At 71.3% G+C, this 26206-nt stretch carries 30 protein-coding genes; 16 read left to right on the top strand and 14 right to left on the bottom strand.

Going from position 1 to position 26206, the window contains the following annotated elements:
- Positions 1-30: 30 nt before the first annotated feature.
- Together AB0C99_RS16165 and AB0C99_RS16160 are read left to right on the top strand one after the other, a co-directional pair.
- Positions 31-1347: a hypothetical protein gene (locus tag AB0C99_RS16165; protein ID WP_362475317.1), complete on the top strand. Its 1317-nt coding sequence runs from the start codon at positions 31-33 to the stop codon at positions 1345-1347.
- 22 nt (positions 1348-1369) lie between these two features.
- Positions 1370-1588 carry a zinc ribbon domain-containing protein gene (locus AB0C99_RS16160; RefSeq protein ID WP_362475274.1) on the top strand — a complete coding sequence of 73 codons (219 nt, stop codon included), beginning with the start codon at positions 1370-1372 and terminating at the stop codon, positions 1586-1588.
- A gap of 19 nt (positions 1589-1607) precedes the next feature.
- Here AB0C99_RS16160 and AB0C99_RS16155 read toward each other — a convergent pair whose 3' ends face one another.
- Genes AB0C99_RS16155 through AB0C99_RS16145 form a run of 3 tightly spaced genes read right to left on the bottom strand, consistent with a single transcriptional unit; the run spans position 1608 to position 6139 of the window.
- The gene (locus tag AB0C99_RS16155; RefSeq protein ID WP_362475272.1) at positions 1608-2480 is read right to left on the bottom strand and encodes an HAD family hydrolase; all 873 of its coding nucleotides are present in this window, start codon (positions 2478-2480) and stop codon (positions 1608-1610) included.
- A complete protein-coding gene (locus AB0C99_RS16150; RefSeq protein WP_362475270.1) occupies positions 2477-4942 on the bottom strand; it encodes a phosphoribosyltransferase in 2466 nt (821 codons plus the stop codon). Before AB0C99_RS16150 ends, AB0C99_RS16155 begins: the two co-directional genes overlap by 4 nt.
- 9 nt (positions 4943-4951) lie before the next feature.
- Positions 4952-6139: an HpcH/HpaI aldolase/citrate lyase family protein gene (locus tag AB0C99_RS16145; RefSeq protein WP_362475268.1), complete on the bottom strand. Its 1188-nt coding sequence runs from the start codon at positions 6137-6139 to the stop codon at positions 4952-4954.
- A gap of 154 nt (positions 6140-6293) precedes the next feature.
- Here AB0C99_RS16145 and AB0C99_RS16140 point away from each other — a divergent pair, with 154 nt between their 5' ends.
- On the top strand, positions 6294-7127 hold the full coding sequence (locus AB0C99_RS16140; protein ID WP_362475266.1) for a TerD family protein: 834 nt from the start codon (positions 6294-6296) through the stop codon (positions 7125-7127).
- A gap of 12 nt (positions 7128-7139) precedes the next feature.
- Here the strand turns inward: AB0C99_RS16140 and AB0C99_RS16135 are convergent, their stop codons facing one another.
- The 6 genes from AB0C99_RS16135 to AB0C99_RS16110 all read right to left on the bottom strand — a co-directional run bounded on the left by AB0C99_RS16135 (position 7140) and on the right by AB0C99_RS16110 (position 11538).
- The gene (locus tag AB0C99_RS16135) at positions 7140-7874 is read right to left on the bottom strand and encodes a Tellurium resistance (RefSeq protein WP_362475264.1); all 735 of its coding nucleotides are present in this window, start codon (positions 7872-7874) and stop codon (positions 7140-7142) included.
- 102 nt (positions 7875-7976) lie between these two features.
- Positions 7977-9113: a DUF475 domain-containing protein gene (locus AB0C99_RS16130; RefSeq protein ID WP_362475262.1), complete on the bottom strand. Its 1137-nt coding sequence runs from the start codon at positions 9111-9113 to the stop codon at positions 7977-7979.
- A 29-nt stretch (positions 9114-9142) separates the two neighbouring features.
- A complete protein-coding gene (locus AB0C99_RS16125) occupies positions 9143-9718 on the bottom strand; it encodes a TerD family protein (protein WP_362475260.1) in 576 nt (191 codons plus the stop codon).
- Between the two features lie 91 nt (positions 9719-9809).
- Positions 9810-10385, bottom strand: a complete 576-nt coding sequence (locus tag AB0C99_RS16120; protein WP_362475258.1) for a TerD family protein — start codon at positions 10383-10385, stop codon at positions 9810-9812.
- A 127-nt stretch (positions 10386-10512) separates the two neighbouring features.
- The gene (locus AB0C99_RS16115) at positions 10513-10983 is read right to left on the bottom strand and encodes a peroxiredoxin (protein ID WP_362475256.1); all 471 of its coding nucleotides are present in this window, start codon (positions 10981-10983) and stop codon (positions 10513-10515) included.
- A 132-nt stretch (positions 10984-11115) separates the two neighbouring features.
- Complete coding sequence (locus AB0C99_RS16110; protein WP_362475254.1) at positions 11116-11538, bottom strand: DUF3052 domain-containing protein; 423 nt, start codon at positions 11536-11538, stop codon at positions 11116-11118.
- A 414-nt stretch (positions 11539-11952) separates the two neighbouring features.
- Between AB0C99_RS16110 and aceE the strand changes: the two genes are divergently transcribed.
- Together aceE and AB0C99_RS16100 are read left to right on the top strand one after the other, a co-directional pair.
- Positions 11953-14685 carry a pyruvate dehydrogenase (acetyl-transferring), homodimeric type gene (gene aceE / locus AB0C99_RS16105; RefSeq protein WP_362475253.1) on the top strand — a complete coding sequence of 911 codons (2733 nt, stop codon included), beginning with the start codon at positions 11953-11955 and terminating at the stop codon, positions 14683-14685.
- A gap of 115 nt (positions 14686-14800) precedes the next feature.
- Positions 14801-15586 (top strand): potassium channel family protein, encoded by a 786-nt coding sequence (locus tag AB0C99_RS16100; RefSeq protein ID WP_362475251.1) that lies wholly within the window; start codon positions 14801-14803, stop codon positions 15584-15586.
- On the opposite strand, the gene AB0C99_RS16095 is transcribed toward AB0C99_RS16100, so the two are convergent.
- Both AB0C99_RS16095 and AB0C99_RS16090 read right to left on the bottom strand, forming a co-directional pair.
- Positions 15567-15953, bottom strand: coding sequence for a peptidase inhibitor family I36 protein (locus AB0C99_RS16095; RefSeq protein ID WP_362475249.1), 387 nt, complete (start codon positions 15951-15953; stop codon positions 15567-15569). The two genes, AB0C99_RS16100 and AB0C99_RS16095, sit on opposite strands and share 20 nt — an antisense overlap.
- A gap of 191 nt (positions 15954-16144) precedes the next feature.
- Positions 16145-17638, bottom strand: a complete 1494-nt coding sequence (locus AB0C99_RS16090; RefSeq protein WP_362475247.1) for an MFS transporter — start codon at positions 17636-17638, stop codon at positions 16145-16147.
- 60 nt (positions 17639-17698) lie between these two features.
- On the opposite strand from AB0C99_RS16090, the gene AB0C99_RS16085 reads away from it, so the two are divergent.
- Positions 17699-19378 (top strand): recombinase family protein, encoded by a 1680-nt coding sequence (locus tag AB0C99_RS16085; RefSeq protein ID WP_362475245.1) that lies wholly within the window; start codon positions 17699-17701, stop codon positions 19376-19378.
- 76 nt (positions 19379-19454) lie between these two features.
- Here AB0C99_RS16085 and AB0C99_RS16080 read toward each other — a convergent pair whose 3' ends face one another.
- Both AB0C99_RS16080 and AB0C99_RS16075 read right to left on the bottom strand, forming a co-directional pair.
- Complete coding sequence (locus AB0C99_RS16080) at positions 19455-19700, bottom strand: hypothetical protein (protein ID WP_362475243.1); 246 nt, start codon at positions 19698-19700, stop codon at positions 19455-19457.
- Positions 19701-19793: 93 nt separating this feature from the next.
- Positions 19794-19988, bottom strand: coding sequence for a hypothetical protein (locus tag AB0C99_RS16075; protein WP_362475242.1), 195 nt, complete (start codon positions 19986-19988; stop codon positions 19794-19796).
- Between the two features lie 174 nt (positions 19989-20162).
- Between AB0C99_RS16075 and AB0C99_RS16070 the strand changes: the two genes are divergently transcribed.
- Entirely contained in the window at positions 20163-21125 is a 963-nt protein-coding gene (locus AB0C99_RS16070) for a helix-turn-helix transcriptional regulator (RefSeq protein WP_362475240.1), read from the top strand.
- Here AB0C99_RS16070 and AB0C99_RS16065 read toward each other — a convergent pair.
- Positions 21122-21493, bottom strand: a complete 372-nt coding sequence (locus AB0C99_RS16065) for an XRE family transcriptional regulator (RefSeq protein WP_362475238.1) — start codon at positions 21491-21493, stop codon at positions 21122-21124. The two genes, AB0C99_RS16070 and AB0C99_RS16065, sit on opposite strands and share 4 nt — an antisense overlap.
- 350 nt (positions 21494-21843) lie before the next feature.
- On the opposite strand from AB0C99_RS16065, the gene AB0C99_RS16060 reads away from it, so the two are divergent.
- The 9 genes from AB0C99_RS16060 (at position 21844) to AB0C99_RS16020 (ending at position 26205) form a co-directional block, all read left to right on the top strand.
- Positions 21844-22140, top strand: a complete 297-nt coding sequence (locus AB0C99_RS16060) for a helix-turn-helix transcriptional regulator (protein WP_362475236.1) — start codon at positions 21844-21846, stop codon at positions 22138-22140.
- On the top strand, positions 22137-22328 hold the full coding sequence (locus AB0C99_RS16055; protein WP_362475234.1) for a hypothetical protein: 192 nt from the start codon (positions 22137-22139) through the stop codon (positions 22326-22328). The genes AB0C99_RS16060 and AB0C99_RS16055 overlap by 4 nt, the downstream gene beginning before the upstream one ends.
- Before the next feature lie 80 nt (positions 22329-22408).
- Positions 22409-22879, top strand: coding sequence for a hypothetical protein (locus AB0C99_RS16050; protein WP_362475232.1), 471 nt, complete (start codon positions 22409-22411; stop codon positions 22877-22879).
- A complete protein-coding gene (locus tag AB0C99_RS16045; RefSeq protein ID WP_362475230.1) occupies positions 22876-24279 on the top strand; it encodes a hypothetical protein in 1404 nt (467 codons plus the stop codon). Before AB0C99_RS16050 ends, AB0C99_RS16045 begins: the two co-directional genes overlap by 4 nt.
- Positions 24276-24623, top strand: coding sequence for a hypothetical protein (locus tag AB0C99_RS16040; protein WP_362475228.1), 348 nt, complete (start codon positions 24276-24278; stop codon positions 24621-24623). Before AB0C99_RS16045 ends, AB0C99_RS16040 begins: the two co-directional genes overlap by 4 nt.
- Positions 24620-24913: a hypothetical protein gene (locus AB0C99_RS16035; protein ID WP_362475226.1), complete on the top strand. Its 294-nt coding sequence runs from the start codon at positions 24620-24622 to the stop codon at positions 24911-24913. The genes AB0C99_RS16040 and AB0C99_RS16035 overlap by 4 nt, the downstream gene beginning before the upstream one ends.
- Positions 24906-25151 (top strand): hypothetical protein, encoded by a 246-nt coding sequence (locus AB0C99_RS16030; RefSeq protein WP_362475225.1) that lies wholly within the window; start codon positions 24906-24908, stop codon positions 25149-25151. Before AB0C99_RS16035 ends, AB0C99_RS16030 begins: the two co-directional genes overlap by 8 nt.
- Positions 25148-25375, top strand: coding sequence for a hypothetical protein (locus AB0C99_RS16025; RefSeq protein WP_362475223.1), 228 nt, complete (start codon positions 25148-25150; stop codon positions 25373-25375). The genes AB0C99_RS16030 and AB0C99_RS16025 overlap by 4 nt, the downstream gene beginning before the upstream one ends.
- The gene (locus tag AB0C99_RS16020) at positions 25372-26205 is read left to right on the top strand and encodes a hypothetical protein (protein WP_362475221.1); all 834 of its coding nucleotides are present in this window, start codon (positions 25372-25374) and stop codon (positions 26203-26205) included. The genes AB0C99_RS16025 and AB0C99_RS16020 overlap by 4 nt, the downstream gene beginning before the upstream one ends.
- The last annotated feature ends 1 nt before the right edge of the window (position 26206 follow it).

The raw sequence follows: 26206 nt of genomic DNA, 5'->3' as shown, positions 1-26206 counted from the left end.
ACCGAGGACAGGGGCGGGGCGGCGGCCGGGGTGACCGGTGTGGTTCGGCTGGGGCTCGTCCTCCCGGTGCTCCTCCTCGCGGTGCTGCCGGGCGCCTTCGCGGGCGGCGGGACGCGGCGCTGGTTCGGGGGGCGGGACGAGAGCCGGCGGGCCGAGGCGCAGGCCGCGAAGGACGCCGCCGCCGCGGCCTTCTACGAGCTCGACACCGCCCAGCGCGGGCTGCGGATCTCCATCGAGACCATCACCGCCGCCGACGACTCCCCCGAGGCCCGCCGCGCCGTCGAGGGCTTCGCCGCGCTCGGGCGGCGGATCGACGAGGTCAGCCACACGTACATCGAGGCCGTCGACGCCCACGACCTCGACAGCGAGCTGCTGGACGGCGCCGCCGCCTCCCGCGCCACCGCCGCGCTCGGGCGGGCCCGGGACGAGCTCCAGCGGGTCAAGGGCGAGCTGGACCGGTTCGAGCAGGGCCTCGCGCCGCTGCTCGGGCGGGCCGAGACGCAGCTCGCCCGGCTGGTGCCCGCCGTCGAGCGCGCCCGGCAGGCGCTGCGCGAGGCCGCGGTCGCCCTGGATACGACCCGCGAGCAGGGCTTCCGGGCCGACGAGCTCGCGCGGCGGCTCGCGCTGCTCGGGCCCGACCTGACCCGCCTCAACGAGGGCGCCGGCCGGCACGGCGTCGCCGAGACCCTGGAGCGCGCCGACCGCGTCCTGCGCGAGGCCGAGGCGATGCGGGCCGAGGCGGCCCGGGTGCCCGAGCGGGCCGGCGAGACCGACAAGCGGCTGGTCTCCCTGCGGACCCGCTCCCAGGCCCTCGCCACCCGCGCCGAGGGGGTCGAGCCGGTCCTGTCCGAGCTGCGCCGCCGGTTCTCGGCCGCCTGCTGGCAGGACCTCCAGCACGTGCCCGAGCAGGCCGCCACCGCCGCCCACCAGGCCGAGGAGCGGCTGGCCGAGGCCGCGAAGGCGCGCGACGAGCAGCGCTGGCCCGACGCCACCGCGCTGCTCGCCACCGCCCGCGCCCTGCTCGACTCCGGCGACGAGGGCGTGGCCGCCGCCGGGGACCGGCTGCGCCGCCTGAACGCCGTCGCCAAGGACCCGGGGGCCGAGATCGACCGCACCCGCTTCGCCGTACGGGACGCCCAGCGGCTCGCCATGGCCGGGCGCAGCACCCCCGAGCCCCGGCACGCCCGGCCGCTGGACGAGGCGGTCGCCCGGATCGACCGCGCGGTCGCCGGGCTCGACAGCGGGCGGCACCCCGACTACTGGGCCTTCCTGACGGAGCTGGAGGCGATCCGGGGCACGGCCGCGCGGGTCGTCGAGCAGATCCGGGAGGAGCGGGGGAAGGCGTAGCGGTACGCCGTACGCTGAGCCCATGCCTCGTTACGAGTACCGCTGCCGCACCTGCGGAGACACCTTCGAGCTCAGCCGCCCGATGGCCGAGTCCGCCGCCCCCGCCGCCTGCCCCGCCGGGCACGACGACACCGTGAAGCTGCTCTCCGCCGTCGCGGTCGGGGGCTCCAAGGGCTCCTCCGCCGCGCCCGCCGCCGGTGGCGGCGGGGGCGGCTGCTGCGGGGGCGGGTGCTGCGGCTAGCCGACGGCCGGCAGGGCCCTCAGACCGGGTCCGGGAGCGCTCCGTCGAGCCGGGGCGCCGGCGCGGTGTGGGCGCGGGCGGCGGCGCGGAAGCGGCGGAGGATCTCCTCGCCCGCGGCCACGCCCCGCTGGGCCAGCGCCTCGACGTGCGGGGCGGTCCAGTCGGCGTCGGCGAGCTCGCCGTGGCCCGGGCGCCAGGCCCGGTCGGCGGCGAGCAGCAGGTCGGCGTCGAGGAGGGAGTCGCCGGCGGCGAGGGTGAGGGTGGCGCCGGTGCGGCGGGCGACCTCGCGGACGGCCGCGCTCTTGGTGAGCGGCCGGGGCACCGCGTACACCTTGCGGCCCTGGAGGGAGACGTTCCAGCCGCGTTCGTCCGCCCAGGCGGTGAAGCCGGTCAGCCATTCCTCGGGCAGCCGGTCGCGCTCGACGACGAGGTAGGCGAACAGCTCCTCGGCGACCCGGTGTTTGCGCACCCAGGACGGGTCGGTGGTGTCGGTGAGGCGCGCGCGGACCTCGGCGAGCGGGGCGCAGGACGCGGCGAGCGTGCGGCGCACGTGGTCCTGCCAGTCGCGGTCGGAGACGCCGTCGACGAGGAGGTGCCCGCCGTTGGCGCAGACCGCGTACCGCGGCGGGGTGCCGAGCGGCAGCCGGATGCGCTGGTACTGCTTGCGGGTGCGGGTGGTGGCGGGGACGAAGAGCGTCTCGGCGGCCAGCGCGCGCAGTTCCCCGGCGGCGGTCTCGGTGAGGTACGAGAGCGGCTTGGACTCGTGGACCTCGACGCACAGCAGCCGGGGCGCGTGGGCGTCGGGCATCCCGAGGGAGAGGGCGGCCGTGGAGTAGACGAGGGTGCGGTCGAGGTCGCTGGCGACCAGGACGGCCGGGGTCGCGGTGCTCATCGGGACACCACCGCCGTGCCGTCGGCGCCGGTGGCGCCGCGCGTGTAGCGGGGGTGGATGAGTCCGACGCAGCTGTACGGCAGGTCGTCGACCTCCTCGACGGGCACCCCGCGCTGTTCGGCGAGCAGGCGTACGTGGGCGAGGTCGGCGCCCGCGCCGCGCTTGGCCAGGATCTTCCAGGGGACCCGGCGCAGCAGCACCCGGGTGGTCTCGCCGACGCCGGGCTTGACCAGGTTGACGTCGTGGATGCCGTACTCCTCGCTGATCCGCTCGACGGCCCGCCAGCCCTCCCAGGTGGGGGTGCGGTCGGTGGCGAGGAGCCGGGTGACCTCGGCCTCGACGTCGGCGACGACCTCGTCGAAGCGGGCGGTGACGGCGTCGAGGAAGGCGCCGGAGACGTCGGCGCCGGCCAGCTCGCGGTAGAACTTGGCGCCGTGGAAGTCGTGCGGGCCGACCAGGTCGGGGCGCAGGACGGTGCGCGAGACGAGGCCGGAGACGGTGGAGTTGAGGCAGGCGGAGGGGATGAGGAAGTCCTCCCGGGTGCCGTGCACGCGGACGCAGGAGCCGGGGTCGGCGAGGACCGCGACCTCGGGGTCGAAGCCGTCGAACTCCTTCAGGGCCTCGGCGAGTTCGCGGGTGATGGCGCCCTTGCCGGTCCAGCCGTCGACGAACACGACGTCGGCGGGGTCGTGGTGGGCGGCGAGCCAGCGCAGCGCGTTGGCGTCGATGCCTCGGCCGCGCACGATGGAGACGGCGTAGTGCGGGAGTTCGAGGCCGTGCCGGTGCTGGGCCCAGCGGCGCATCAGGACCCCGACGGGGGTGCCGGCGCGGGCGAGGGAGACGAGGACGGGCTGCTTGCCGCGCTCGGCGAGGACGGTCTCGGTGACGGTGCCGACGGCGCGCGCGATCCGGGCGGCGGAGCCTTCCAGGGCGGCCTGGAACAGCTCCTGGTAGCGGGCGCTGGGCTGGTACTCGACGGGCAGCGACTCGGCGTAGTGGGCGCCGCCGCTCTGGATGGCCTCCTCGCGCTCCTCGGTGGGGGCCTCCAGCTCGACGTCCGAGAGGTCCTGGAGCAGCCAGCCGACCTCTTCGGGGGCGTACGAGGAGAAGGCGGGGCCGCGGAGGGGCTCGGGCAGCATGGAGCTCCTTTCGGGAGCTTCGGTGACCTGGGGGGCGTACGAGGGGACGACGGCCAGCACGACCCGCGGTATGTGCGCGGCGAGCTGGGCGAGCAGTCCGTCCGGGGCGTGCAGCTCGGGGGTGTCGGCGACCGAGTCGACGACGGCGACGACCGCGTCGAAGCCGCCGCCCGCCACGTTGTAGGCGTAGCGCTCGCCGGGGCCGTCGGCGGGCTCGTCGTGGGCGGGGAAGACGAGCCGGGTCCGTATCGCGTAGCCGGGGTCGTCGACGGCGAGGACGGGCGAGCGGGTGGTGGTGGAGTAGCGGACCTCGGCGGCGGCGCCGGTCCGCTCCAGCTCGGCGGCCAGGCGCAGCGGGGCGTACATGAGCTCTTCGAAGCCGAGGACGAGGACGCGGGAGGGGACGGCGGGGCCGGACGCGCCGGGGCCGCCGTGTCCGCCGGGGCCCTCGGTCAGGGCGGCGGCGATCCGGGCGGCCATGCCCGGCAGGGCGGCCTCCAGGCGCTCGCGGTGTCCGGGGGTGAAGCCGTGCCGGCCGCCGTCGGGGAGGCCGCGCGGCCAGTCGAGCGCGATCCGCTCGGGGGCGGGGCGGGCGGCGGGGGCCGGGGCGGGGGCGGCGGCCTCGTGGCGGGCGACGAGCTCCTGGCCGCGGGCGAGGACGCCGTCGGGCAGCTCCACGGTGCCGGCGGCGAGGGTGACCAGGTCGACGCGGGCGCCGAGCTCCGCGGCGAAGGCGGTGAGCCGGTCCCGGTCGGCGGGGGCGCGCATGTCGACGAGCGCGACGACGACGTAGTGCCCGCGCGGGTGGCGCGCGTGGAGCTCGCGGATGGTGTTGACGACGGTGTTGCCGGTGGAGAACTCGTCGTCGACGAGGACCAGCGGCCCGTCGCCGGAGAGCAGCCCGGGGTCCTCGGGGAGCAGCAGGTGGGAGGTGGCGTGGGAGTGGGACTCCTCGAAGCCGCCGGCGGTGGCGACGCCGTCGACGGCGCGCCGGGTGGAGTGGAGGTACGGGGCGAGGGCGAGGCCGTCGGCGACGCTGTGGCCGAGGCCGGTGGCGGTCTCGGCGTAGCCGAGGACGACGGCTTGGGCGGCCCGCTCGTCGCCGAGCAGGCGGCGGACGCGGACGCCCAGGCCGTGTCCGGCGTCGCGGACGACGGAGGGGCGCTGGGGCACGTGCTTGCCGAGCACGTTGGAGACCAGCAGGTGGGCCCGCTTGGGGTTGCGGCGCAGGGCGAGGCCCAGCAGGTCCGGCAGGGTCTCGTCGCCGTCGAGCCCTACGCCGAGCCGTTCGGCGACCCAGCTTCCCGACCACACGGTGTCCATCGGAGTACGTCAGCCTTCCGTCAGCCGGGCCAGGCCGGCGGTGAGCAGCTCCACGAAGCCGACGTCCTCGCGCGCGACACCGAAGACCTCGGCGCGCTGGAGGGTGCGTTCGGCCCACGCGCGGTGCGGCTTCACCTCGTTCATCTTGTTGGTGTACGCGGAGCGGAGCACGCCGCCGCCGTCGCGTTCCGGCCGCAGGATGTCCTGGGCGTCGCTGAACTCCTCGTGGCTGACCACGGACAGCGCGTGCACGGGCGGGACGTGGGTGGGGTGGATGCAGGTCTTGCCGAGCAGGCCGTTGGCGCGGTCGAGTTCGATCTCGCGGAGCAGCCCGTCGAGGTCGTGTTCGATGAGCGCGGTGCGCAGGTCCTCGGCCCGGCCCTCCAGGAAGGGGCTGCGGCGGAGCTGGGGCTTGAACATGCGCTCGCCGGGGCGGAAGTACTCCCAGACGGGGCCGGTGATGGTGAAGCCGGTGCCGTCGGAGCGGCCGAGGACGTTGACGACGTCGGCGATGACGTTCGCGACGATCTTGACGTCGTAGGCGGTCATGTCGGGCGAGCGGCGCAGGCCGTAGTGGGAGCAGAAGTCGGTGACGCCGAGGCGCAGCGCGAGGACGCGGTCGCGGTGCTTGGCGGTGATCGCGGCGATGCCGGCCAGGGTCTCGGCCCGGGTCTCCAGGTGGAGGAGCTCGGGGGACTCCAGGACGGGCATGGCGAAGAGGCGCCGGCCGTGGTCGTGCTCGGCGGCGGCGAGGGCGTCGAGGAAGTCCCGGCCGCGGCTCTCGGTGAATTTGGGCAGTACGAATCCGGACAGCAGCCGGAGCGTCTCGCCGAGCCGCCGGGCGAGGTCGGTGATCTGGCGGGGCTCGCGGACCCGGATGAAGAGCAGGGGCAGGTCGGCGCCGTCGGGGGCGGCGCCGGCGGCGAGCTCGGCGAACTGCCGGACGAGGTTGGCCTCGCCCGCCTCGACCTCGGCGTCGCTGATGGAGTCCTCCAGGCAGAGGACCATGGAGGCGACCCCGCGGGCGGCCTGTTTGCGCACGTCGTGGGCGAGGTGGGGCCGGGTGGCGGGGCTGTACAGCGTGGCGCCGAGGGCGACCGCGAGCGTGCGCGCGGGAGAGGCGGCCGTGAACGCGGCCGGCTCCTGATGGAACAGCCTGGTCCGCGTTGCGGCCGGGATGTGCCCGAAATGACGCATGTATCTCCCCCGACTGGCCCGGGAGGCCCTGATGAGATGTGGCCGGTAATAGTACGTAGGTGAGGGTGTCCGTAGTTCCCCACGTGCGTGAAGTTCAGGTAACTCGTCCGCATCCGGCCCCCCGCGTTGTCCGGAAGGCGGGCGGGCAGGAATGATGACGGGCATGACGCACGCGATGCTGAAGGGCTCCAACGTCCCTCTCGACACCGCGGCCGTACGGGCCGTGCTCCGCTGGACCCCGGGCCCCGGGGTGCCGGACGTGGACGCCTCCGCCCTGCTGCTGGGCGGCGACGGGCGCGTGCGGTCCGACGAGGACTTCGTCTTCTACAACCAGCCCCGGCATCCCTCGGGGCTGGTCCGCCGGCTGTCCAAGAAGCGGGGGCCGGAGGGCCTGACGGACACGGTGGAGGCCGAGCTGGGCGCGCTGGACGCCTCGGTCGACCGGGTGGTGATCGCGGCCTCATCGGACGGTGACACCTTCCGTTCGGTCTCCGACCTGCGGATCCTGCTGTACGACGCGGCGCCGGGCGCCGGGGACCGGGACGCGCTCGCGGTCTTCGACGTGGCGGCGGAGACGGGCGAGGAGACGGCGGTCATCTGCGCCGAGCTGTACCGGCGCGGGGAGGGCTGGAAGTTCCGGGCGGTCGGCCAGGGTTATCCGACCGGCCTGGTGGGGCTCGCGACGGACTTCGGCGTCTCGGTGGACGACTCGGCCGAGGCGGCGGACGGGGAGCCCCGTGACGCGGCGGTGCCCGGGGCGGACCTGGACGCGACGATGGTGCAGCCGGTGCCGGAGGCCGCCGCGGCGGTCGCGGTGACCCCGCCGTCGCTGCCGCCGGTGCCGCCGCCGCCTTCGGTGCCGCCGCAGCCGGTGGCCCCGCCGCTCCCGGCGACGGCCCCGGTCCAGGCGGGCGGGCCCGCGTACGGGTATCCGCAGCCGGTGCGGGAGTTCCGGATGCCGCCGATGGGTCCGCAGTTCGTCCGCTGAACGCGGCGGGGCTCAGGTCTTCGTCTTGTAGCCGCGGCCCCACTGGAGGCCCCAGCCGTACAGCCGGTCCAGCTCGGCCTGGAAGCCGTACACGAAGCGCACCTCGCGGCGGACGGTCAGCTCGCCCTTGAGGTTCTGCACGCTGAAGACGGCGCAGGAGCGGGCCTGCGGGGCGTGCTCGTCCAGCTCGATCTCGATCCGCGGGCCGTTGCTCGGGTAGAGCGTGACCTTGGCGTGGGTGCGGTCGAAGGCGGGCGTCTGGTCGTAGATGTAGACGAAGAAGAGCAGCCGCTTGATCTCGTCCCGGTGGTCCAGGTTGACGAAGATCGTCTCGCCGGAGGGGGCGCCGAACCGGTCGTCGCCGCTGAGCTGCACGTACGGCGGCTCGTTCATGTGCCCGAGGAAGCCGCCGAGCGGCTGCACCACGCCCTTGGTGCCGTCGGCCAGCTCGTAGAGGCAGCCGAGGTCGAGGTCGACGTTGACGACGCCCTGGGTGTGGGCCTGGACCTCCTCGGGCTTGAAGAGCCGCGAGGGGTGCCGCAGCAGGCCGCCGGCCTGGCGGGGGCGGCCGTCGAGGTCGGAGGTGCGCATCCGCCAGGAGAGGTTGACCCGCAGGCTGCCGGTGGCGGCGCCCTGCTTGCTGAGGGAGACCAGCGGGCGGCGTCTGGTCAGGTCGATGGAGTTGCCCGCGCCGCCCATGTCGAAATCGTCCGCCCGGCCCGGAAACAGGTTGTCCCAGAAGGCCATGCGCCCCCACCCCCCACATTCGTCGCCCACCCCGGTCACGCGCCGCGGGGCGGCCGGGTGCACCGGCCGCCCCGCAGAGAGCGTTCCTCATTGTCGGGGACGTCACACCCCGGACGGCACCTCTGTCTTGTCTCCCGAGCCCTCGGCCGCCGCGAGGCGCTTGTTGCGCCGGACGGAGGACCAGAAGGACCAGCCGATCAGGGCGACGCCGATGCCGCCGGTGATGATCTCGGGGATCTCGTACTGGATGCTGACCATGAGGACCACGGCCAGGGCGCCGATGGCGTAGTGGGCGCCGTGCTCCAGGTAGACGTAGTCGTCGAGGGTGCCCTCGCGGACCAGGTAGACCGTGAGGGAACGGACGTACATCGCGCCGACGCCGAGGCCGAGGGCCATCAGGACGATGTCGTTGGTGATGGCGAAGGCGCCGATGACGCCGTCGAAGGAGAAGGAGGCGTCGAGGACCTCCAGGTAGAGGAACATGAAGAAGGCGGCCTTGCCGGCGAGCTGGACGGCGGTGACCTTCTTGCCGCTGCGCTTGGCCGCTTCCTCGGCCTCGTGCTCGCGCTCCTCTTCCTCCTCCAGCTTGTTCTCGAAGTAGCCGGAGAGACCGCCGACGACGAGGTACGTGATGAGGCCGGCGATGCCGGAGATCAGCACGGTCTGGGCCTTGTCGACGTGGGCGCCGCCGTGCTGGTGGGCCTGGGTCGCGAAGGTCATCGCGGTGATCAGCAGCACGACCAGGGCGATGCAGACCGACAGCATGTCGACCTTGCCCAGCTTGGCGAGCGGGCGCTCGATCCAGCGCAGCCACTGGATGTCACGGTCCTCGAAGATGAAGTCGAGGAAGATCATCAGCAGGAACATGCCACCGAAGGCGGCGATCGACGGGTGCGCGTCGGTGACCAGTTCCTGATACCGGTCGGCGTCGTTCAGCGCGAGGTTGACGGCCTCGATGGGGCCGATCTTGGCGCTGACCGCGACGATCACGACGGGGAAGACGAGCCGCATGCCGAAGACGGCGATGAGCACGCCGATCGTGAGGAAGATCTTCTGCCAGAAGGCGTTCATCTTCTTCAGGATTCCGGCGTTGACCACCGCGTTGTCGAAGGAGAGCGAGATCTCCAGGACGCAGAGGATCGCGACGATCCCGAACGCCTCCCACCCCCCGTAGACCACGGCAGCGGCCAGGCCGAGCACGGTGATCGCGAACGACCAGCCGAAGGTTTTCAGAACCACTGTCTACCCCATCGTGTGATAACGCGGCTTTACGAAACGTTGACCCCGAAGTCTAGAGCGATGCCCCGCAGGCCGGACGCGTACCCCTGCCCCACCGCGCGGAACTTCCATTCGCCCTGGTAGCGATAGAGCTCCCCGAAGATCATCGCGGTCTCCGTGGAGGCGTCCTCGGAGAGGTCGTAACGGGCCAGCTCCTGGCCGTCGAGCTGGTTCACCACCCGGATGAAGGCGTTCGCCACCTGGCCGAACGACTGGCCGCGGTTGTCGGCCTCGTGGATCGACACGGGGAAGATGATCTTGTCGCAGTGGGCCGGGACCTTGCCGAGGTCCACGATCAGCGACTCGTCGTCGCCCTCACCCTCACCGGTGAGGTTGTCGCCGGTGTGTTCGACGGAGCCCTCGGGGCTCGTGAGGTTGTTGTAGAAGACGAAGTACTCGTCGCCGAGCACCCGGCCCGACTGGCACAGCAGCGCGCTGGCGTCGAGGTCGAAGGGGGCTCCGGTGGTGGAGCGCGCGTCCCAGCCGAGTCCCACCAGGACCCGGGTGAGGTTGGGAGCGGCCTTGGAGAGGGAGACATTGCCTCCCTTGGCGAGCGTGACGCCCATGACGGTGGTTCCTCCCCGGTGGTGACTGGTGATGAGGCGCGTCCGGCGCCGCACGGAGGGTGCGGCGCCGGACGGGACGTGCTGGTGTCGGTCAGACGTTGACGCCGAAGTCCTGCGCGATGCCGCGCAGACCCGAGGCGTAGCCCTGGCCGACGGCGCGGAACTTCCACTCGGCGCCGTTGCGGTACAGCTCGCCGAAGACCATGGCGGTCTCGGTCGAGGCGTCCTCGGAGAGGTCGTACCGCGCGATCTCGGCGCCGCCGGCCTGGTTCACCACGCGGATGAACGCGTTGCGCACCTGGCCGAAGGACTGCTGGCGGTTGTCGGCGTCGTAGATCGACACCGGGAAGACGATCTTCGTGACGTCGGCGGGGACACCGGCCAGGTTGACCTTGACCTGCTCGTCGTCGCCCTCGCCCTCGCCGGTGAGGTTGTCGCCGGTGTGCTCGACGGAGCCGTCGGCGCTCTTCAGGTTGTTGAAGAACACGAAGTCCTGGTCGTTGCGGACCTTGCCCTCCGCGTTCACCAGGATGGCGCTGGCGTCGAGGTCGAAGTCCGTACCGGTGGTGGTGCGGACGTCCCAGCCCAGACCGACGGTGACGTCGGTCAGGCCGGGGGCCTCCTTGGTCAGCGAGACGTTGCCGCCCTTGCTGAGGCTGACTCCCACGAGTCCCTCCATTGTTTTCCAGGGGCAGCGCCCCCAGTCGTGCGTTGGCATCGGATCAACGTCTGGATCCTAGTGACGGGTTCCCAGTCGAAACAGACGTTTCGCCCGAGTGTTGGCCGAGGACCCCTCAGAGGGCCGCCAGGGCCTTCGCGTACTCGTCCAGGTCGCGGGCGTCCGGCAGGGCGTTGACGACCTTCCAGCGGACCGTGCCGGCCCGGTCGATGACGAAGGTCCCGCGCACCGCGCAGCCCTTGTCCTCGTCGAAGACGCCGTAGGCCCGGGAGACCGCGCCGTGCGGCCAGAAGTCGGACAGCAGCGGGAACTCCAGCCCCTCCTGCTCGCCGAAGACGCGCAGGGTGTGCATGGAGTCGGCGGAGACCGCCAGCAGCTGGGTGTCGTCGTTGACGAAGGTGTCCAGGTGGTCGCGGAGCTCGCGCAGCTCCCCGGTGCAGACGCCGGTGAAGGCGAAGGGGTAGAAGAACAGCACCACGTTCCGCCCGTCCGGGCCGTCTCCGGCGAGGTCGGAGAGCCGCACGGTGCGCCCGTGGTTGTCCTTCAGCTCGAAGTCAGGAGCCCGGGCGCCGATCTCGATCGCCATCGCGTACGCATCCCTTCGCCCGGCGGCCCAGCCCTTGGGCCGATCCGGTGAAACCCACCCTAATAGGCCCAGAGGACGCGCAGAGCCCCCACCGGCCGTGGCCGGTGGGGGCTCCGTGCAGCGATCGAGGGATCAGCGCTTCGGGCTGCCCAGGCGGGTGCCCGTCCAGTCCTTGGCGACGCTGATGCTCTTGGCCGGGGAGAGACCGGCGGTCTGCGCGGCATCGTTGATGTCGCTCGGCTCGATGTAGCCGTCGCGGCCGGTCTTCGGAGTCAGCAGCCAGATCTGGCCGTTGTCCTCCAGAAAACCGATGGCATCCACCAGGGCGTCGGTGAGATCACCGTCTTCGTCACGGAACCACAGCAGCACGACGTCGGCGACGTCGTCGTAGTCCTCGTCCACGAGTTCCTGGCCGATGAGGGATTCGATGCCTTCGCGGAGATCGTGGTCGACGTCGTCGTCGTAACCGATCTCCTGGACCACCTGTCCGGGCTCGAACCCCAGCCTCGCTGCCGGGTTGGTCCGCTCCTCCGCGTGGTCCGCGGTCGCGCTCACGGCTTGCCTCCTGATCGTCTTCGGAAAAATGCTTCGACCGCGCGCGTACGCGCGGCACTGGCCGTAGTCCACACGGGCCGGGGCGGATCGCGCAAGTACCCGGCCGTGGAGACCGCCGAAACGGTGACGTTTGGGGCCGTCTCGCCGCAACTTCCGGCGAGTACCCGTCGCACTCCGTGACGAGACGTGCACTCTTCGCCCCGTATTGCGGGACTCTGCGGCTTCAGTGTGCCGAACGCGCTGACGAAACGCATGTGCGTGATGGGCGTAAGGTTGCGATTTGACCGAACAAGGCACCTCGGGAGGGTTACCCCACGGTAAAGATGACGTTTGCCGCCGGCGGGGTACACGATGGTCATCCCGGCCCTCCGCGGGCCCCTCCCCGTGGGCTCCACCGACCAGCGAAGGAACAGCGTGGCTTCCGCATCCGATCGCAACCCGATCATCATTGGCGGCCTTCCCAGCCAGGTCCCGGATTTCGATCCCGAAGAGACCCAGGAATGGCTCGACTCACTCGACGCCGCCGTGGACGAGCGGGGCCGGGAGCGGGCCCGCTATCTCATGCTGCGGCTGATCGAGCGGGCCCGTGAGAAGCGCGTCGCGGTGCCCGAGATGCGCAGCACGGACTACGTCAACACGATCGCGACCAAGGACGAGCCGTTCTTCCCGGGCAACGAGGAGATCGAGCGCAAGGTCCTCAACGCCACCCGGTGGAACGCGGCCGTGATGGTCTCGCGCGCCCAGCGCCCGGGTGTCGGCGTCGGCGGCCACATCGCCACCTTCGCCTCCTCCGCCTCCCTGTACGACGTGGGCTTCAACCACTTCTTCCGGGGCAAGGACGAGGGCGACGGCGGCGACCAGATCTTCTTCCAGGGGCACGCCTCCCCCGGCATCTACGCCCGCGCCTTCCTGCTGGACCGGCTGAGCGAGGCCCAGCTGGACGGCTTCCGCCAGGAGAAGTCGAAGTACCCGAACGGGCTCTCCTCGTACCCTCACCCGCGGCTGATGCCGGACTTCTGGGAGTTCCCGACCGTCTCGATGGGCCTCGGCCCGCTCGGCGCGATCTACCAGGCCCGGATGAACCGCTACATGGAGGCGCGCGGCATCGCCGACACCTCCAAGTCGCACGTGTGGGCCTTCCTCGGCGACGGCGAGATGGACGAGCCCGAGTCGCTCGGCCAGCTGACCATCGCGGCCCGCGAGAACCTGGACAACCTCACCTTCGTCGTCAACTGCAACCTGCAGCGCCTCGACGGCCCGGTGCGCGGCAACGGCAAGGTCATCCAGGAGCTGGAGTCCGTCTTCCGCGGCGCCGGCTGGAACGTCATCAAGCTGGTCTGGGACCGCTCCTGGGACCCGCTGCTCGCGCAGGACCGCGACGGCGTGCTGGTCAACCGGATGAACACCACCCCGGACGGCCAGTACCAGACGTACGCGACGGAGACCGGCTCGTACATCCGCGACCACTTCTTCGGCGACGACCAGCGGCTGCGGGCCATGGTCGAGAACATGACCGACGACCAGATCCTGCACCTGGGCCGCGGCGGTCACGACCACAAGAAGATCTTCGCCGCGTTCTCGGCGGCCAAGGCCCACAAGGGCCAGCCGACGGTGATCCTGGCCAAGACGGTCAAGGGCTGGACGCTGGGCCCCAACTTCGAGGGCCGCAACGCCACCCACCAGATGAAGAAGCTGACGGTCGACGACCTCAAGCGCTTCCGCGACCGGCTGCACATCCCGGTCACGGACCGGCAGCTGGAGGACGGCCTGCCGCCGTACTACCACCCGGGACGGAACTCCGAGGAGATCCAGTACATGCACGACCGCCGCAAGGCGCTCGGCGGGTACGTCCCGACGCGGGTGGTGCGCGCCAAGCCGCTCGCGCTGCCCGAGGACAAGACCTACGCGGCGGTCAAGAAGGGCTCCGGCCAGCAGTCGATCGCCACCACGATGGCCTTCGTCCGGCTGCTCAAGGACCTGATGCGGGACAAGGAGATCGGCAGGCGCTTCGTGCTGATCGCGCCCGACGAGTACCGCACCTTCGGCATGGACTCGTTCTTCCCGAGCGCCAAGATCTACAACCCGCTCGGGCAGCAGTACGAGGCCGTCGACCGCGAGCTGCTCCTCGCCTACAAGGAGTCCCCGACCGGCCAGATGCTGCACGACGGCATCTCGGAGGCGGGCTGCACGGCCTCGCTGATCGCCGCCGGCTCCGCCTACGCGACGCACGGCGAGCCGCTCATCCCGGTCTACGTCTTCTACTCGATGTTCGGCTTCCAGCGCACCGGCGACCAGTTCTGGCAGATGGCCGACCAGCTGTCGCGCGGCTTCGTGCTCGGCGCCACCGCCGGCCGCACCACGCTGACCGGCGAGGGCCTCCAGCACGCGGACGGGCACTCGCACCTCCTCGCCTCGACCAACCCGGGCTGCGTCGCCTACGACCCGGCCTTCGGCTTCGAGATCGCGCACATCGTGCAGGACGGCCTGCGGCGGATGTACGGCCCCCAGGCAGAGGACGTCTTCTACTACCTGACGGTCTACAACGAGCCGATCCAGCACCCGGCCGAGCCGGAGAACGTGGACGCCGAGGGCATCCTCAAGGGCATCCACCGCTACCGGGCCGGCGAGGCGGGCGCGATCCCGGCGCAGATCATGGCCTCCGGCGTGGCGGTCCCGTGGGCCCTGGAGGCCCAGCGGATCCTCGCCGAGGAGTGGAACGTGCGCGCCGACGTCTGGTCGGCCACCTCCTGGAACGAGCTGCGCCGCGAGGCCGTGGCCGTCGAGGAGCACAACCTGCTCCACCCGGACGAGGAGCAGCGGGTCCCGTACGTGACCAGCAAGCTCCAGAGCGCCCAGGGCCCGTTCGTGGCGGTCTCGGACTGGATGCGTTCGGTGCCGGACCAGATCTCCCGCTGGGTGCCGGGCCGTTACACCTCGCTGGGCGCGGACGGCTTCGGCTTCGCGGACACCCGTGGCGCGGCCCGCCGCTTCTTCCACATCGACGCCCAGTCGATCGTGCTCGCGGTGCTCACCGAGCTGGCCCACGAGGGCAAGGTCGACCGGTCGGCGCTGAAGCAGGCCGTGGACCGCTACCAGCTGCTCGACGTGACGGCGGCGGACCCGGGCGCGGCCGGCGGCGACGCGTGACCCGTCACGCGTAGCGCGTACCCCCTGGTGAGGGCGGTGGGACCGGACGGTCCCGCCGCCCTTCCGCGTTCCTTACGATGCCGGGCATGAAGGATCACCTGCCCCGCGCCGCGCCATGACCCTCGTCGAGCCCTCCGTCATGAAGGAACGCTGGGAGAAGCGCACCCAGACGCCGCTGCTTGTGCTGGCCGTGGCCTTCGGCCTGGCCTACGCCGTGCCGATCGTGGCGCCCGGCGCCGATCCGTGGGTGCACGGGCTGTGCACCCATGTGGAGTGGACGGTGTGGGCCGCGTTCGCCCTGGACTACCTGGTGCGGCTCGCGCTCGCCCCGGCCAAGTGGGCCTTCGTGCGGGGGCATCCGCTGGACCTGCTCGCGGTGATACTGCCGATGGTGCAGCCGCTGCGGCTGCTGCGGGTGGTCTCGACGCTCCTCCTGGTGGGACGGCGGGCCCGGATGGCCCCGCAGATAACGCTCACCACCTATGTGGCGGGCGCGGTGGTCGGGCTGATGATGTTCGGCTCGCTGGCCGTGCTCCACGTGGAGCGGGACGCGCCGAACGGCAACATCAAGACGCTGGGGGACGCGGTCTGGTGGTCCTTCACCACGATGACCACCGTCGGCTACGGCGACCACGCCCCGACCACGGGCCTGGGCCGGGTGCTCGCGGTGGGCCTGATGCTGTCGGGCATCGCCCTGCTCGGTGTCGTGACCGCGAACATCGCCGCCTGGTTCATCGCCCGCTTCGAGCGGGACGACGAGACCGAGCGCCGTCAGCTCGCGCTCCTGGAGGCGCTGACCGTGGAGGTGCGGGAGCTGCGGGCCGAGGTCGCGCGCCTCTCGGTCCCGCCGCCCGGCACCCCGGACCTGCCCGCGCCCGCCCCTACCTCTCCCAGATCTTGAAGGCCCTGACCTGGTAGGGCGTCTGGGGGACCCACACCCCTCGGCCCGGGTAGGTCTCGAACTCGCCGGTCTCCGCGCACTCGGCGGACTGGTAGGTGGTGACCGGGCGTCCGGTCCGGTTGGCCAGGGCCTGGGCGGTCGTCCCCGGTGGGAGGGGGACGCAGCTCTCGATGTCGACCGAGGCCAGCTCGTGGGTCTGCGCCTTGCCCTTGAAGTCGGGCTTGGGCCACAGGCAGAGCTGGCCGGAGCCGCACGGCCCGAGAGCGGCTCCGCTCGGGGCCGCCGCCTCCGCCGGGGCCACCGCCGGGACCGCCGCCAGGAGCGCGGTCAGGACCACTCCGGCCGCCAGCATCGTCTTCGTATACATGCAGGTGAACCCCCGTTTCGTAACTCTCCGTAATCAGAGCATGGCGGAGGCGGCCGGGGAAAGGGAAGAGGGGCCGCCCCCGTTCACGCGAACGGGTGACGGCCCCCCTGCGGGACCCCTGCGGGACCTCTGCGGGACCTCTGTGGGATCTCTGCGGGGCCTCGGTGAGACCTCGGCGAGACCCCCGCGGATCAGATGTGGACCCCGCCCGCGCCCGCCTCCGCGTTGGCGCCGCGCTTGGTCAGCGTGGCGACCAGGGCGGCGACGACGGCCACGACACCGGCGACGGTGAAGGCGAGCCCCATGCCGTCCATGAACGTGTCGTGGATGACCTTGCCGATCACCTGGAACATGTCGGGCGTCATGCCCGGCGCCTTGGCCAGCTCCGGCGGGACCATGCCGAACTCGGCGGCCTGCTCCAGGCGCGGGTCCGGCGGGGTCGGGATGCCGGCGGCCTTCCAGTTCTCGCCGAAGGCGCTGGAGACCTTGGAGGACATGACCGCGCCCAGCACGGCCGTGCCGAGGGCGCCGCCGACCTGCATGGCGGCCTGCTGGAGGCCGCCGGCCACGCCGGAGAGCTCCAGCGGCGCGTTGCCGACGATGACCTCGGTCGCGCCGACCATGACGGGGGCCAGGCCCAGGCCGAGCAGCCCGAACCACAGGGACATCGCGAGGGTGCCCGTACCGGAGGTGAGGGTGATCATGCCGAACATGGCGATCGCGGTGCAGACCATGCCGCCGACCAGCGGGACCCGCGGGCCGAACCTGGTGATCAGCGCGCCGGCCAGCGGCGAGGAGACGATCATCATGCCGGTGAGCGGCAGCAGGTGCATCCCGCTGTCGACCGGGCTGAGCCCCTTGACGCCTTGGAGGTAGAAGGTGACGAAGAAGAGGCCGCCCATGAAGGCGAAGGCCATCAGGACCATCAGCACCACACCGGCCGACAGCGGCACGGAGCGGAACATCGCCAGCGGGATGAGCGGCTCCTTGACCTTGGTCTCCCAGAGGGCGAAGACGCCGAAGAGGACGACCGCGCCGATCAGGCAGCCCCAGGTGTTGAGGCTGGACCAGCCCCAGGACTCACCGGCCTTGATGATGCCCCAGATGAGGGAGGCCATGGCGCCGGAGAGCAGCAGGATGCCGACGACGTCGAAGGAGCGCGGGGCGTTCTCGGCGCGGTGGTCCTTGAGGATCACCAGGCCGAGGACGAGCGCGAGGACGCCGACCGGGACGTTGATGAAGAAGACGGACTGCCAGCTGACGTGCTCGACGAGCAGGCCGCCGACGATCGGGCCGCCCGCGGTCGAGGCGCCGATGACCATGCCCCAGATGCCGATGGCCATGTTCAGCTTCTCGGCCGGGAAGGTGGCGCGCAGCAGGCCGAGCGCGGCCGGCATGAGCAGGGCGCCGAAGAGGCCCTGGAGGACGCGGAAGGCGACCACGAGGCCGATGGAGCTCGACAGGCCGATCGCGCCGGAGGAGGCGGCGAAGCCCGCGATGCCGATGATGAAGGTCTGCCGGTGGCCGAAGCGGTCGCCCAGCTTTCCGGCGGTGACGAGCGCGACGGCCAGCGCGAGGAGGTAGCCGTTGGTGATCCACTGGACCTCGGCGAGCGATGCCTGGAGGTCGTCCTTGATGGCGGGGTTGGCGATGGCGACGATGGTGCCGTCGAGCGCCACCATCATGACACCGACGGCGACCAGTAATCCGAGTTAGACAGGTAGGTTCGCCGCTACAGTGCCGGTATGCCTGTAGCACTGGACTACGTCCACTTGGTCTACCCCGACCGCATCCCGCTCCGCGGCGGCCTGTACGGCCGGCAGAGCGACGACAGCACCGGCAAAGCCCAGTCGGTGGCGGAGCAGCTCGACGAAGGCCGGGACCTGTGCGCCGAGTTCGGCATCACGGTCGCCCGCGAGTTCAAGGATCCGGGCGTCTCGGCCTCCCGATACGGGAACCGGAATGCGGCGAACCCCCGTCGTGCCACGGCGAAGACCCGCGACGACTTCACGGCCCTGGTGGAGTCAGTTCACGCCGGAGAGCTCGACATAGTTATCGCGTTTCAGCACAACCGGCTATACAGAGATCTCAAGGAGTACGTCACCCTGCGGAATGCCTGCATGGAGACGAATACGCTTCTCTGCTACAACCGGAACGTCTACGACATGTCCAAGTCGGACGATCGAAAGATCACCGCTCAGGACGCTATCGCAGCCGAGGGTGAAGCCGACAACATTCACGGAAATACCCTCCGAACGGCCCTCGCCCACGCCAAGGACGGGAAGCCGTGGGGCCCCCTCATTTTCGGATACACCCGGCACTACGACCCCGACACCGGTGAGCTGATCGGCCAGTTCAGGCACCGCGTACAGGCTCCCATCGCCGTCCGCTCCTGGACGGAGGCCGACTCCGGGAAGTCGACGTACGCGATCGCACTATGGCTGAACTCCCTGGGGCCGAAGGCTCAGCGGGCGAACGGGATTCCCTGGACTCCGGATCACGTGAAGGCGATGCTCACGAACGTCGCCTATATCGGGAAGCGCATATACAAGGGCGAGATCATCGGCGACGCGGCTTGGCCGGCACTTTTGGATACCCCGGACGCGGTGGCCATGTTCTACCGGGTCAAGGAGAAGCTGGAGGACCCGGCTCGGATGACTCACAGGGATTCCCGAGTGTCGCACCTCTTGTCGCGCATTTCGCTGTGCGGAGAGTGCGGCGATCACGCCCTGTTGACCGCCGGGAAGCGCAACGGTGGCGTGCAGTACCTGAATTGCTCAGAAGAGCACGACACGGCGATCCGCGAGGACTGGATGGAGGCGTGGGTCCAGACCCAGGTTCTCGCCTGGTTCGGCCGACCCGAGGCCCGCGCTGCCTTCTTCCCGGACAGCAGCGAGCGCGACGAGGAGCTCGCGCGCGTCCGGGCCCGCTTGAAGGCGGCTACCGATCAGCTGGACGAGGCGCGCGAGCTGGCGACTGAACTGGACGAGGAGACCGGGACGTTCCGGCTGTCGCCGTCGGCGCTCGCGACCTTCGAGCGGCGGCTCGTGCCGCAGATCGACAAGGACCAGGCGAAGGTCCGCGAGCTGACGGCCGGTGTTCCGCAACAGGTTCAGGACTTGCTCCTGGCCGAGGACCCCTGGCTCATGTGGTTCGGCGACGAGGACAAGAGGCGGGCCGGCCTGACCCTGGAGCAGAAGCGGGAGGTGCTGCGGAAGGTGGTGACGATCCGACTGCACAAGGCATCTCGGCCGGGGATCCGGAAGTTGGAGCCGGGGCGGATCCGGCTGGCGTTCCGGGGCGATCCGGGGTTCATCAAGCGGCCGGTCACGAAGAAGGAGTACGCGGCAGCTCAGATGGCGAACGCAGTCTCGGAGCTGGACGTGGCCCGACAGCGGCGGAGTCGGGAGCCGAGGCGGCCCTAGAGGGCCTGCGGGCATGACAGCGGCGCAGCACCAGGGGGGTGTGCTGCGCCGCTTCCTCGTGGAGCCTCTGGGGGCGTCAGGCCGGGTCTGGGCCGTCGGACGCCTCGGGGATGTCCTCGATGATGCCGGTGAGGATGAGGTGGCCGAGGATGCTGTTCAGGTCCGACCGTAGGCGGCTGGCGGGTGCATCGGGGTCCAGGAGGAGCAGGAGGTGCCCGTCGTCTTGCATGGCCATGGCGGCCATTGCGCCTGGCAGTTTTTCCAATTCGACCTGCACGCCCGCGTATTGCGCCTGCGCCTGCGGCGTGGTGACGCCGTTCACTCGGCCCCCCTGAGGTGGTTGGTGTTCTTCTGGAACGGGGTGGTGCGTGGTGCTGTGGGCCGCGCAAGGTGGGGGCTCGGGCGGCTGTGGGGGCTAGCCCCAGCCGGTGTCGTTGGTGGTGACCGGGGTGGTGGGGGCGGGCGCGGTCGGCGTGGGGGTGACGTCGGCCGGGGGGCGGCCCCATCCGGTGTCCGCGGTGGCGGTGGTGGCGGTGGCGAGGCCGGCGAGGGCGGCGATGGTGACGGCGGCGGCAGCGAGGGCGGCGCGGGTCCGGGTGACGTTGACCATGTGGTTTCCTTCGAAAGAGAGCGCTTGTGTTCGAATCGCGTGCGAAAGGAATTCGCTGAGAGTACGCTCCCTGATCCGGGCTGTAACCCGCAAGGCATATGCCTATGCAGAAAACTGCACCTTCAGGTATCTGCAAGACTGTGACGGGAGACACCACCGTTACAGGAGGCGGAAATGCGCGGCTACGACTTCACGCTGCCGGCCGGAGCAGAGGAGACTTACACACTGATCATCCAGGAGCGCCCGGTACCCGAGGACGCACCCGGCCTTCGCCAGCTCCTGGACCTCGGCCTGGCCGCCCCCAACGCCGTCATCCCCGGCCACTACATCGCCCTGGACGCCCAGCTCGCCGTACAGCGCCTGATGGCGGCCGAGCAGGAGGCGCTCTACTCCACCGCCCAGCGCATGGCGGGCATCGCAGAGTTGAAGCGCCTGGCCGACCAGCACAGCGCCGAACGGTACTGGGGCGGCCCTGCGAGCGAGTTCTTGCCCTCGGCGGACCTGATGACCGCCCGGATCGACAAGGCCGTATCGCGGGCCGCAACGGAGGTCCTCACCGCCCAGCCGGGCCACCGCAAGCAGAAGGTGGTGGACAGCGTCATGGAGCAGGACGTCCAGCTCTTGCTCCGCGGAGTCCGCATGAAGATCCTTTACCACGCCTCCACCAGGTTCAACCCGGCGGTGAAGGACTACACCCGCGAGATCATCGCCCATGGCGGCGAGATCAAAGTCGCCCACGGGCCCTTCCAGCAGATCATCATCCTGGACGCCCGCGAAGCCTTCATCCGCAACATGGCCTCCGACGACCCAGAGGACCACTCTGGCTGGCACGTCCGGGACCTGGCCTCGGTGAAGTACATGCGCGAGGGGTACCTGACCGAGTGGGGCCGCTCGGAGCCGTGGAGCGGGGCGGCATCACCGAAGCCCGCCGGCCTGTTGTCGCAGCGCGAGCGGCAGGTTCTGACGCTGATGGAGGCCGGGATCAAGATGGCGCAGATCGCGCACCGTCTGGGCATCAGCGAGCGGACCATCTACAAGACCGTGGCGGAACTCCAGGACCGCGTCGGCGTGGAGACGACCCTCCAGCTCGCGATCTGGTGGGGTAAGCAGCTGGCCGCGCAGGGGGCCGCCGACTAGCCCTTCTTGCGGCGGGTCGCCGCGTACGCCCGCAGCATTGCCATCACCTGGTCCTGCTCCGCCTCGTCGAACTCCTCGAACTCGGCGATGAGGGCGCGCGCCTTCCCGTCCGGCAGGTACTTGGTGGTGGTGCCGTGAAACTGTCGGCCGGCGGCGTCCTGGAGGGCTTCGAGGGGGAGGCCGAGGCCGGCAGAGAGCGCCCGGAGGACGTGGGCCCGCGGTGGGGTCAGGTTCGGTTCGTCGCCTTCGAGGCGGTCGATGTAGTGCCTCGGCACGGAGAAGCCGGTCTCCGGGTCGACGCAGCGCTCCGCGAGCGTACGACTGCTCAGGTCCAGGGCAATACGACGATCGCGTACGAGGTCGGACAAAGTCCTTAGTGCGCTCTGATCCGCAGTCATAGCGATCATCCTGCCACTCCTGATGGTGTCCGGGACGGTCGGTGTCCATGAGACCGGCGGGGCTCCAGGTGAATTATCCCTGGTCCGCCCCGCCGGGTGAGGTCTGTCGTGGACAGAGTGTCCACGGAATCCGGCGCAACCGCCAGTGGGGGCAACCCTTTCTCGACCCTCCTTTGACCATGATGGCGCACCAGTGCGCCACGTGGCGCAGATGATGGACAAGCTGTCCATGACGTGCCATGCTCATCTCGTTGGCGCACCAAAGTGCCAACTGGAGCAGGAAAGTTCCAGCCGCTCTGTCTGGGTACGTCGAGGTGAACATGTCCCCTCCCACCACCGCTGTCACGAGGTATCGGCTCCACGACGCCGAGCTGTTCCGCACGCTGATGAAGCGGACCGGCACCGGCGCCGAGGTGACCCTCCGGGCTCTCGGCGAGCTCGTCGGTATCCCGCACACCACCATCGGCAACGTCCTCTCCGGGACTCAGGACACCGTGTCCGGGCCGACGGCGGAGGCGATCGCCACCGTGATCGGTGTGGATCTGCTGATCCTCTGGGTGCCGGACCAGCGCGCCGCCGTCGTGCAGACCGTCCCGCACGAGCTGGTCGCCGCATGAAGTACGCCCACCAGATGCGGGAGCAGTTCCGGCAGCTCCTCGGCGAGACGGTCATGGACCACATCCGCGCCGAAGTCGACGCGGCTCCGCCGCCGTCGCCCGAGCTGGTCGCTGACCTTCGCCGGGTCTTCACCCGGCCCGGTGGCGCGATCCCCGGGGCCTCTTCGCCCGACGCCCGCGCGGCCTGAAAACGAACGGGGCCGCCCCGGACCCTGCCTGGTCCGTACGCAGCCCCTCCGGAATCCCGACCCATGGAATCGGAGAACCCGTGACCCCCAACCCTAGCCCCTCCCCGGCGCCGATCATGTCGCCGACCAACATCCCGAGCAGCGACCGCCGCCCGGCGCTCGTGCTCCTCCCCCCGGCCCGGCCGACGACCGTCCCCTCGGTCCTGCTCGCCGCCGCCCGGATCCTGACGGCCAACGGCCTCTGGCAGGGCGACTACGTGCCGGACCCCTTCGACCGCCACACCACCACCCCTCACGCCTCGCGCCCGATGAACATCGTGGCCGCGATCCGGTGTGCGGCGACGGGGAACCCCCACCTCTCCTCGACGCTCGGTGACACGGCGGTCGGCTTCGTGGCGATGAGCCTCGACGGCGGCCCGGACTTCATGAACATCAGCGGGTTCGATCTGGAGAAACACGTCGACGGGTGGGGGGACGAGCCCGGCCGGACGACGGCCGAGGCCGTCGCGCTCCTGGAGTACCTGGCGACGAACTCGGAGCGTGCGGCATGAGCGCGCGTACGTGGCTGCTGGCCCGGCTGACAGGCGCGCAGGTTCCGCCGGAGCGCGCGGTCGAGGAGCTGGACGCGTTCCGGGACGAGGTCCGAGCGGAAGCTGTTCCCGAGCTGGACCGGCTGCGGCTGCTGCTCGACGCACAGCCGGCCGACCTCACCGAGGCGCAGCTCGACGCGCTGGCCGCTGCGGGAAACCGGGCGCTGAACGACCACTACCACGACGACCTGTGCCACTGCCGGGAGTGGCCGGAGAGCTGCGCAACGCGCGGCTACTTCCCGGGCATGTGGGACACGGGCGCGTTCGACATCGGTCTGGGTGCGGTGCTGGGGCTGTGGGAGTCGATGCGCGGGGACGCGACGGCGGGTGAGCTGGCTGCGCTTCGAGCCCGGGTGGCCAAGCTGGAGTCTCAGAGCTCCCGGGTGCGTACCGACGAGCTCGTCCCGGGCGACCGGGTCCGGCACCCGCACGATATGACGTGCTTCGCGGTGACCCGAGTGGCGCCTGACGGCTCGGCCTCGGGGCTGCTCTTCCATAACCGGGCGACGGACGAGAACGAGTCCGGTCTCCGCGTCACGGGCACGGACGACAGCGGCGAGACCGTCCACGTGGACTGCGCACCGTCGTACCTGTGGCACATGGAGGACGCGACGGCCGAACTGGTCGGCTTGCGGGCTCGGGTGGCGGAGCTGAAGGCGGAGCGGCAGTCGACGAACGCGGCTCTGTCGGAGGCGGTGGAGTCGCTGGCCACGGCGCGCGACCGGATCGCCGAGCTGGAGGCCGGACTCATCCGGCTCGCCAGCCGGATGCGCCGGGGGCAGCACTGGCGGGACGGCCGGGTCGTCTCCGAGCAGACGATCACTCAACGCGAGATCCGGCACCTGGTCGGGCTCCCGCTCACGCCGCCCACCGAGGACGAGTACCAGTACTGCGGCGCCGACTTGGGCCGGACCGAGTTCCCTTTCACCTGCTACCGACGGGTGGCGCACAGCGGGCCGTGCGGGCCCGCGCACGACGCGCCCGCCCCGCGCCCCTCCGGGGGTGAGCTGGCGAAGCAGCGGCACCTCATGGACGAGCTCGACCACGCCCTCGAAGCCCTCGCCCCCCGCACGACGCCTCCGACGTGCCGGTGCGACGACCCCGGCGCCGACCCGTACGAGTGCGAGGCGGACGACTGCACGCACCTGGTCTCCGAGCTGAACCCCTTCGGGGCCGGAGCCCGGCCGGTGAACAGGGCCAGCGCCGAGGTGACCCGCATCTGCCCCGTCTGCGACTGGAAGACCGTGTGGCAGGCGGACGACGGGTCCGCCGAGGAGTCGCTCCACCGCCACATGGCCAGCGCCCACACCACGGCCGAGCTGCCGACCGCCCACCCCACCGACGCCCGGAGCGTCCTGTGAGCAACGACAAGCCCGTTACCGGGCCCATCCCCCTGTACATCCGCACCATCCCCGCCGGTGTCGTCCTCGACCTGGAGGCGTTCACCCGCCTCGTCGTCGGTGACGTCCTCGACGCCCTCCTCTCCACCGAGGACACGAGCGCGTGGGACCGGCTCCAGGAGCTGGCCGACGCCCCGGCGGCGACCGACGGGCGGCTGCCGTACGAGGAGCTCGTCGAGCAGCTGGCCAACGCCGCGTCGTCGCGGGTCCCCCTCTACGGCAAGGCGTCGCTGGAGCTCGCCAAGCGCCTGACTCAGGCCGGCGGCCCGAGGCCGGTCCCGCCGCAGATCCGGAGGGCGTCGTGAAGGCCCGCGCCGAGATCCTCCGCGCCCTCCAGCACGTCGGCTACGGGCCGGTGGGCGCCGCCGGTGTCGTCGCCCGCGCCGACAGGGAGCCCCGCGAGACCCCGCCCGACCCCGACTTCCGGGAGACGTTGGCCGGTGGCCACGCCCTGATCGTCGAGCTCGGCGACTGCGAGCTCATCGCCTCGTGCCAGTGCGGCGCCTCGTTCGGCCGCACCACCCCGGACGCGTCGCTCGACACGTTCGTCCCGGGCTGGGAGCGCCACGCCATGACGGAGGTCATCGATGACTGACCCGATCAACCGCCGGGACTGGCTCCTCACCGAGATCCGCCGCTCGGGCGGGGTGTGGACCGTCCGCCGCGTGGAGGCCGTGATGCACGCGAGCCCGTGGCCGACGAGCAAGCGGAACACCGCGCGGAAGGACCTGAAGGCCCTGGCGTCCCGTGGCGCGCTGGTCGCCCGGGACGACGCAATCACGCACCGCCGTACGTACACCCCGAAGAGCCTGACGAGGAGGGCCGCCGCATGACCGGACCCGAGCACTACCGCGAGGCCGAGCGCCTCCTCACCGAGGCTGGCGCCGAGGGGCCGGAGGGCACCTACTTCGTCCGGCCCATGTCCCTTGCCGCCGCGCAGGCGCACGCGACGTTCGCGCTCGCCGCCGCAACGGCCGGGCAGCTCGCTGACCGGTACATCGGCGACGGCGAGCACATCACCGCCTGGGGCCAGACCACCACCAAGGGCATGGCATGACCAGTCCCAAGTACGCCCGGGACACCGAGCGGGGCCGCTACTACAGCGACCCTGCCGGGGGCCCCGACCTCGTGTCCGTCACCAACGTCATCGACACCGCCGTCAACAAGAGCCACGCGCTCATCCCTTGGGGCGTCAAGGTCACCGTCGAGCACGTCCTTGACCACCTCGACGCCGTCACCGTGCGCGCCGCCGACGACCGGCCGACGCTCACCCGCGAGCTGAAAGCCCTCCACCGCGAGGCGAAGGAACGCGCCGCGGACCTCGGCGACCGCGTCCACGCCGCCGCCGAGGGCCACGTCCTCGGGGCGCCGGTCGCGGACGACGCCGAAGTCCGCCCGTACCTCCTCCAGCTCAAGATCTGGCTCACCTCCTGGGGCATCAACCTCCGCGAGCACGTCGTGGCCACGGAGGTCACGTGCTTCCACCGGCGCCTCGGCTACGCCGGGACGGCCGACCTCATGGTCTGGCTCCCGACCGGCCCCGGCGGGCGGCTGGAGCTGTGGCTCATCGACTACAAGTCGTCCGCCACCCGGCCCGCGAAGTCGGTGTACCCGGAGAACACCCTCCAGCTCGCCGCCCTGCGGTACTGCGAGACGGTCCTCCTCCCCGACGACACCGACGCCCCGATGCCCCGCATCGAAAAGGCCGGCGTCCTCAACCTCCGCTCCCGCTCGCACGCCCTGGTGCCCATGCCCGCCGACCGGACCGCGCACCGCGCGTTCCGGGGCGCGCTGGAGAACACGAAGTGGCTGCACGCGGCGGCGTCCTCGTACCCCGCGCTCCTGCCCCCGGCAGCCGACGCGCCCACCACCCGAAAGGCGGCCTGAA

Source organism: Streptomyces sp. NPDC048659 (assembly GCF_040650575.1).
Lineage (GTDB): Bacteria > Actinomycetota > Actinomycetes > Streptomycetales > Streptomycetaceae > Streptomyces.
Note: the sequence above shows the minus strand (reverse complement) of the source record. Positions and strands in the feature narration are given on the sequence as shown.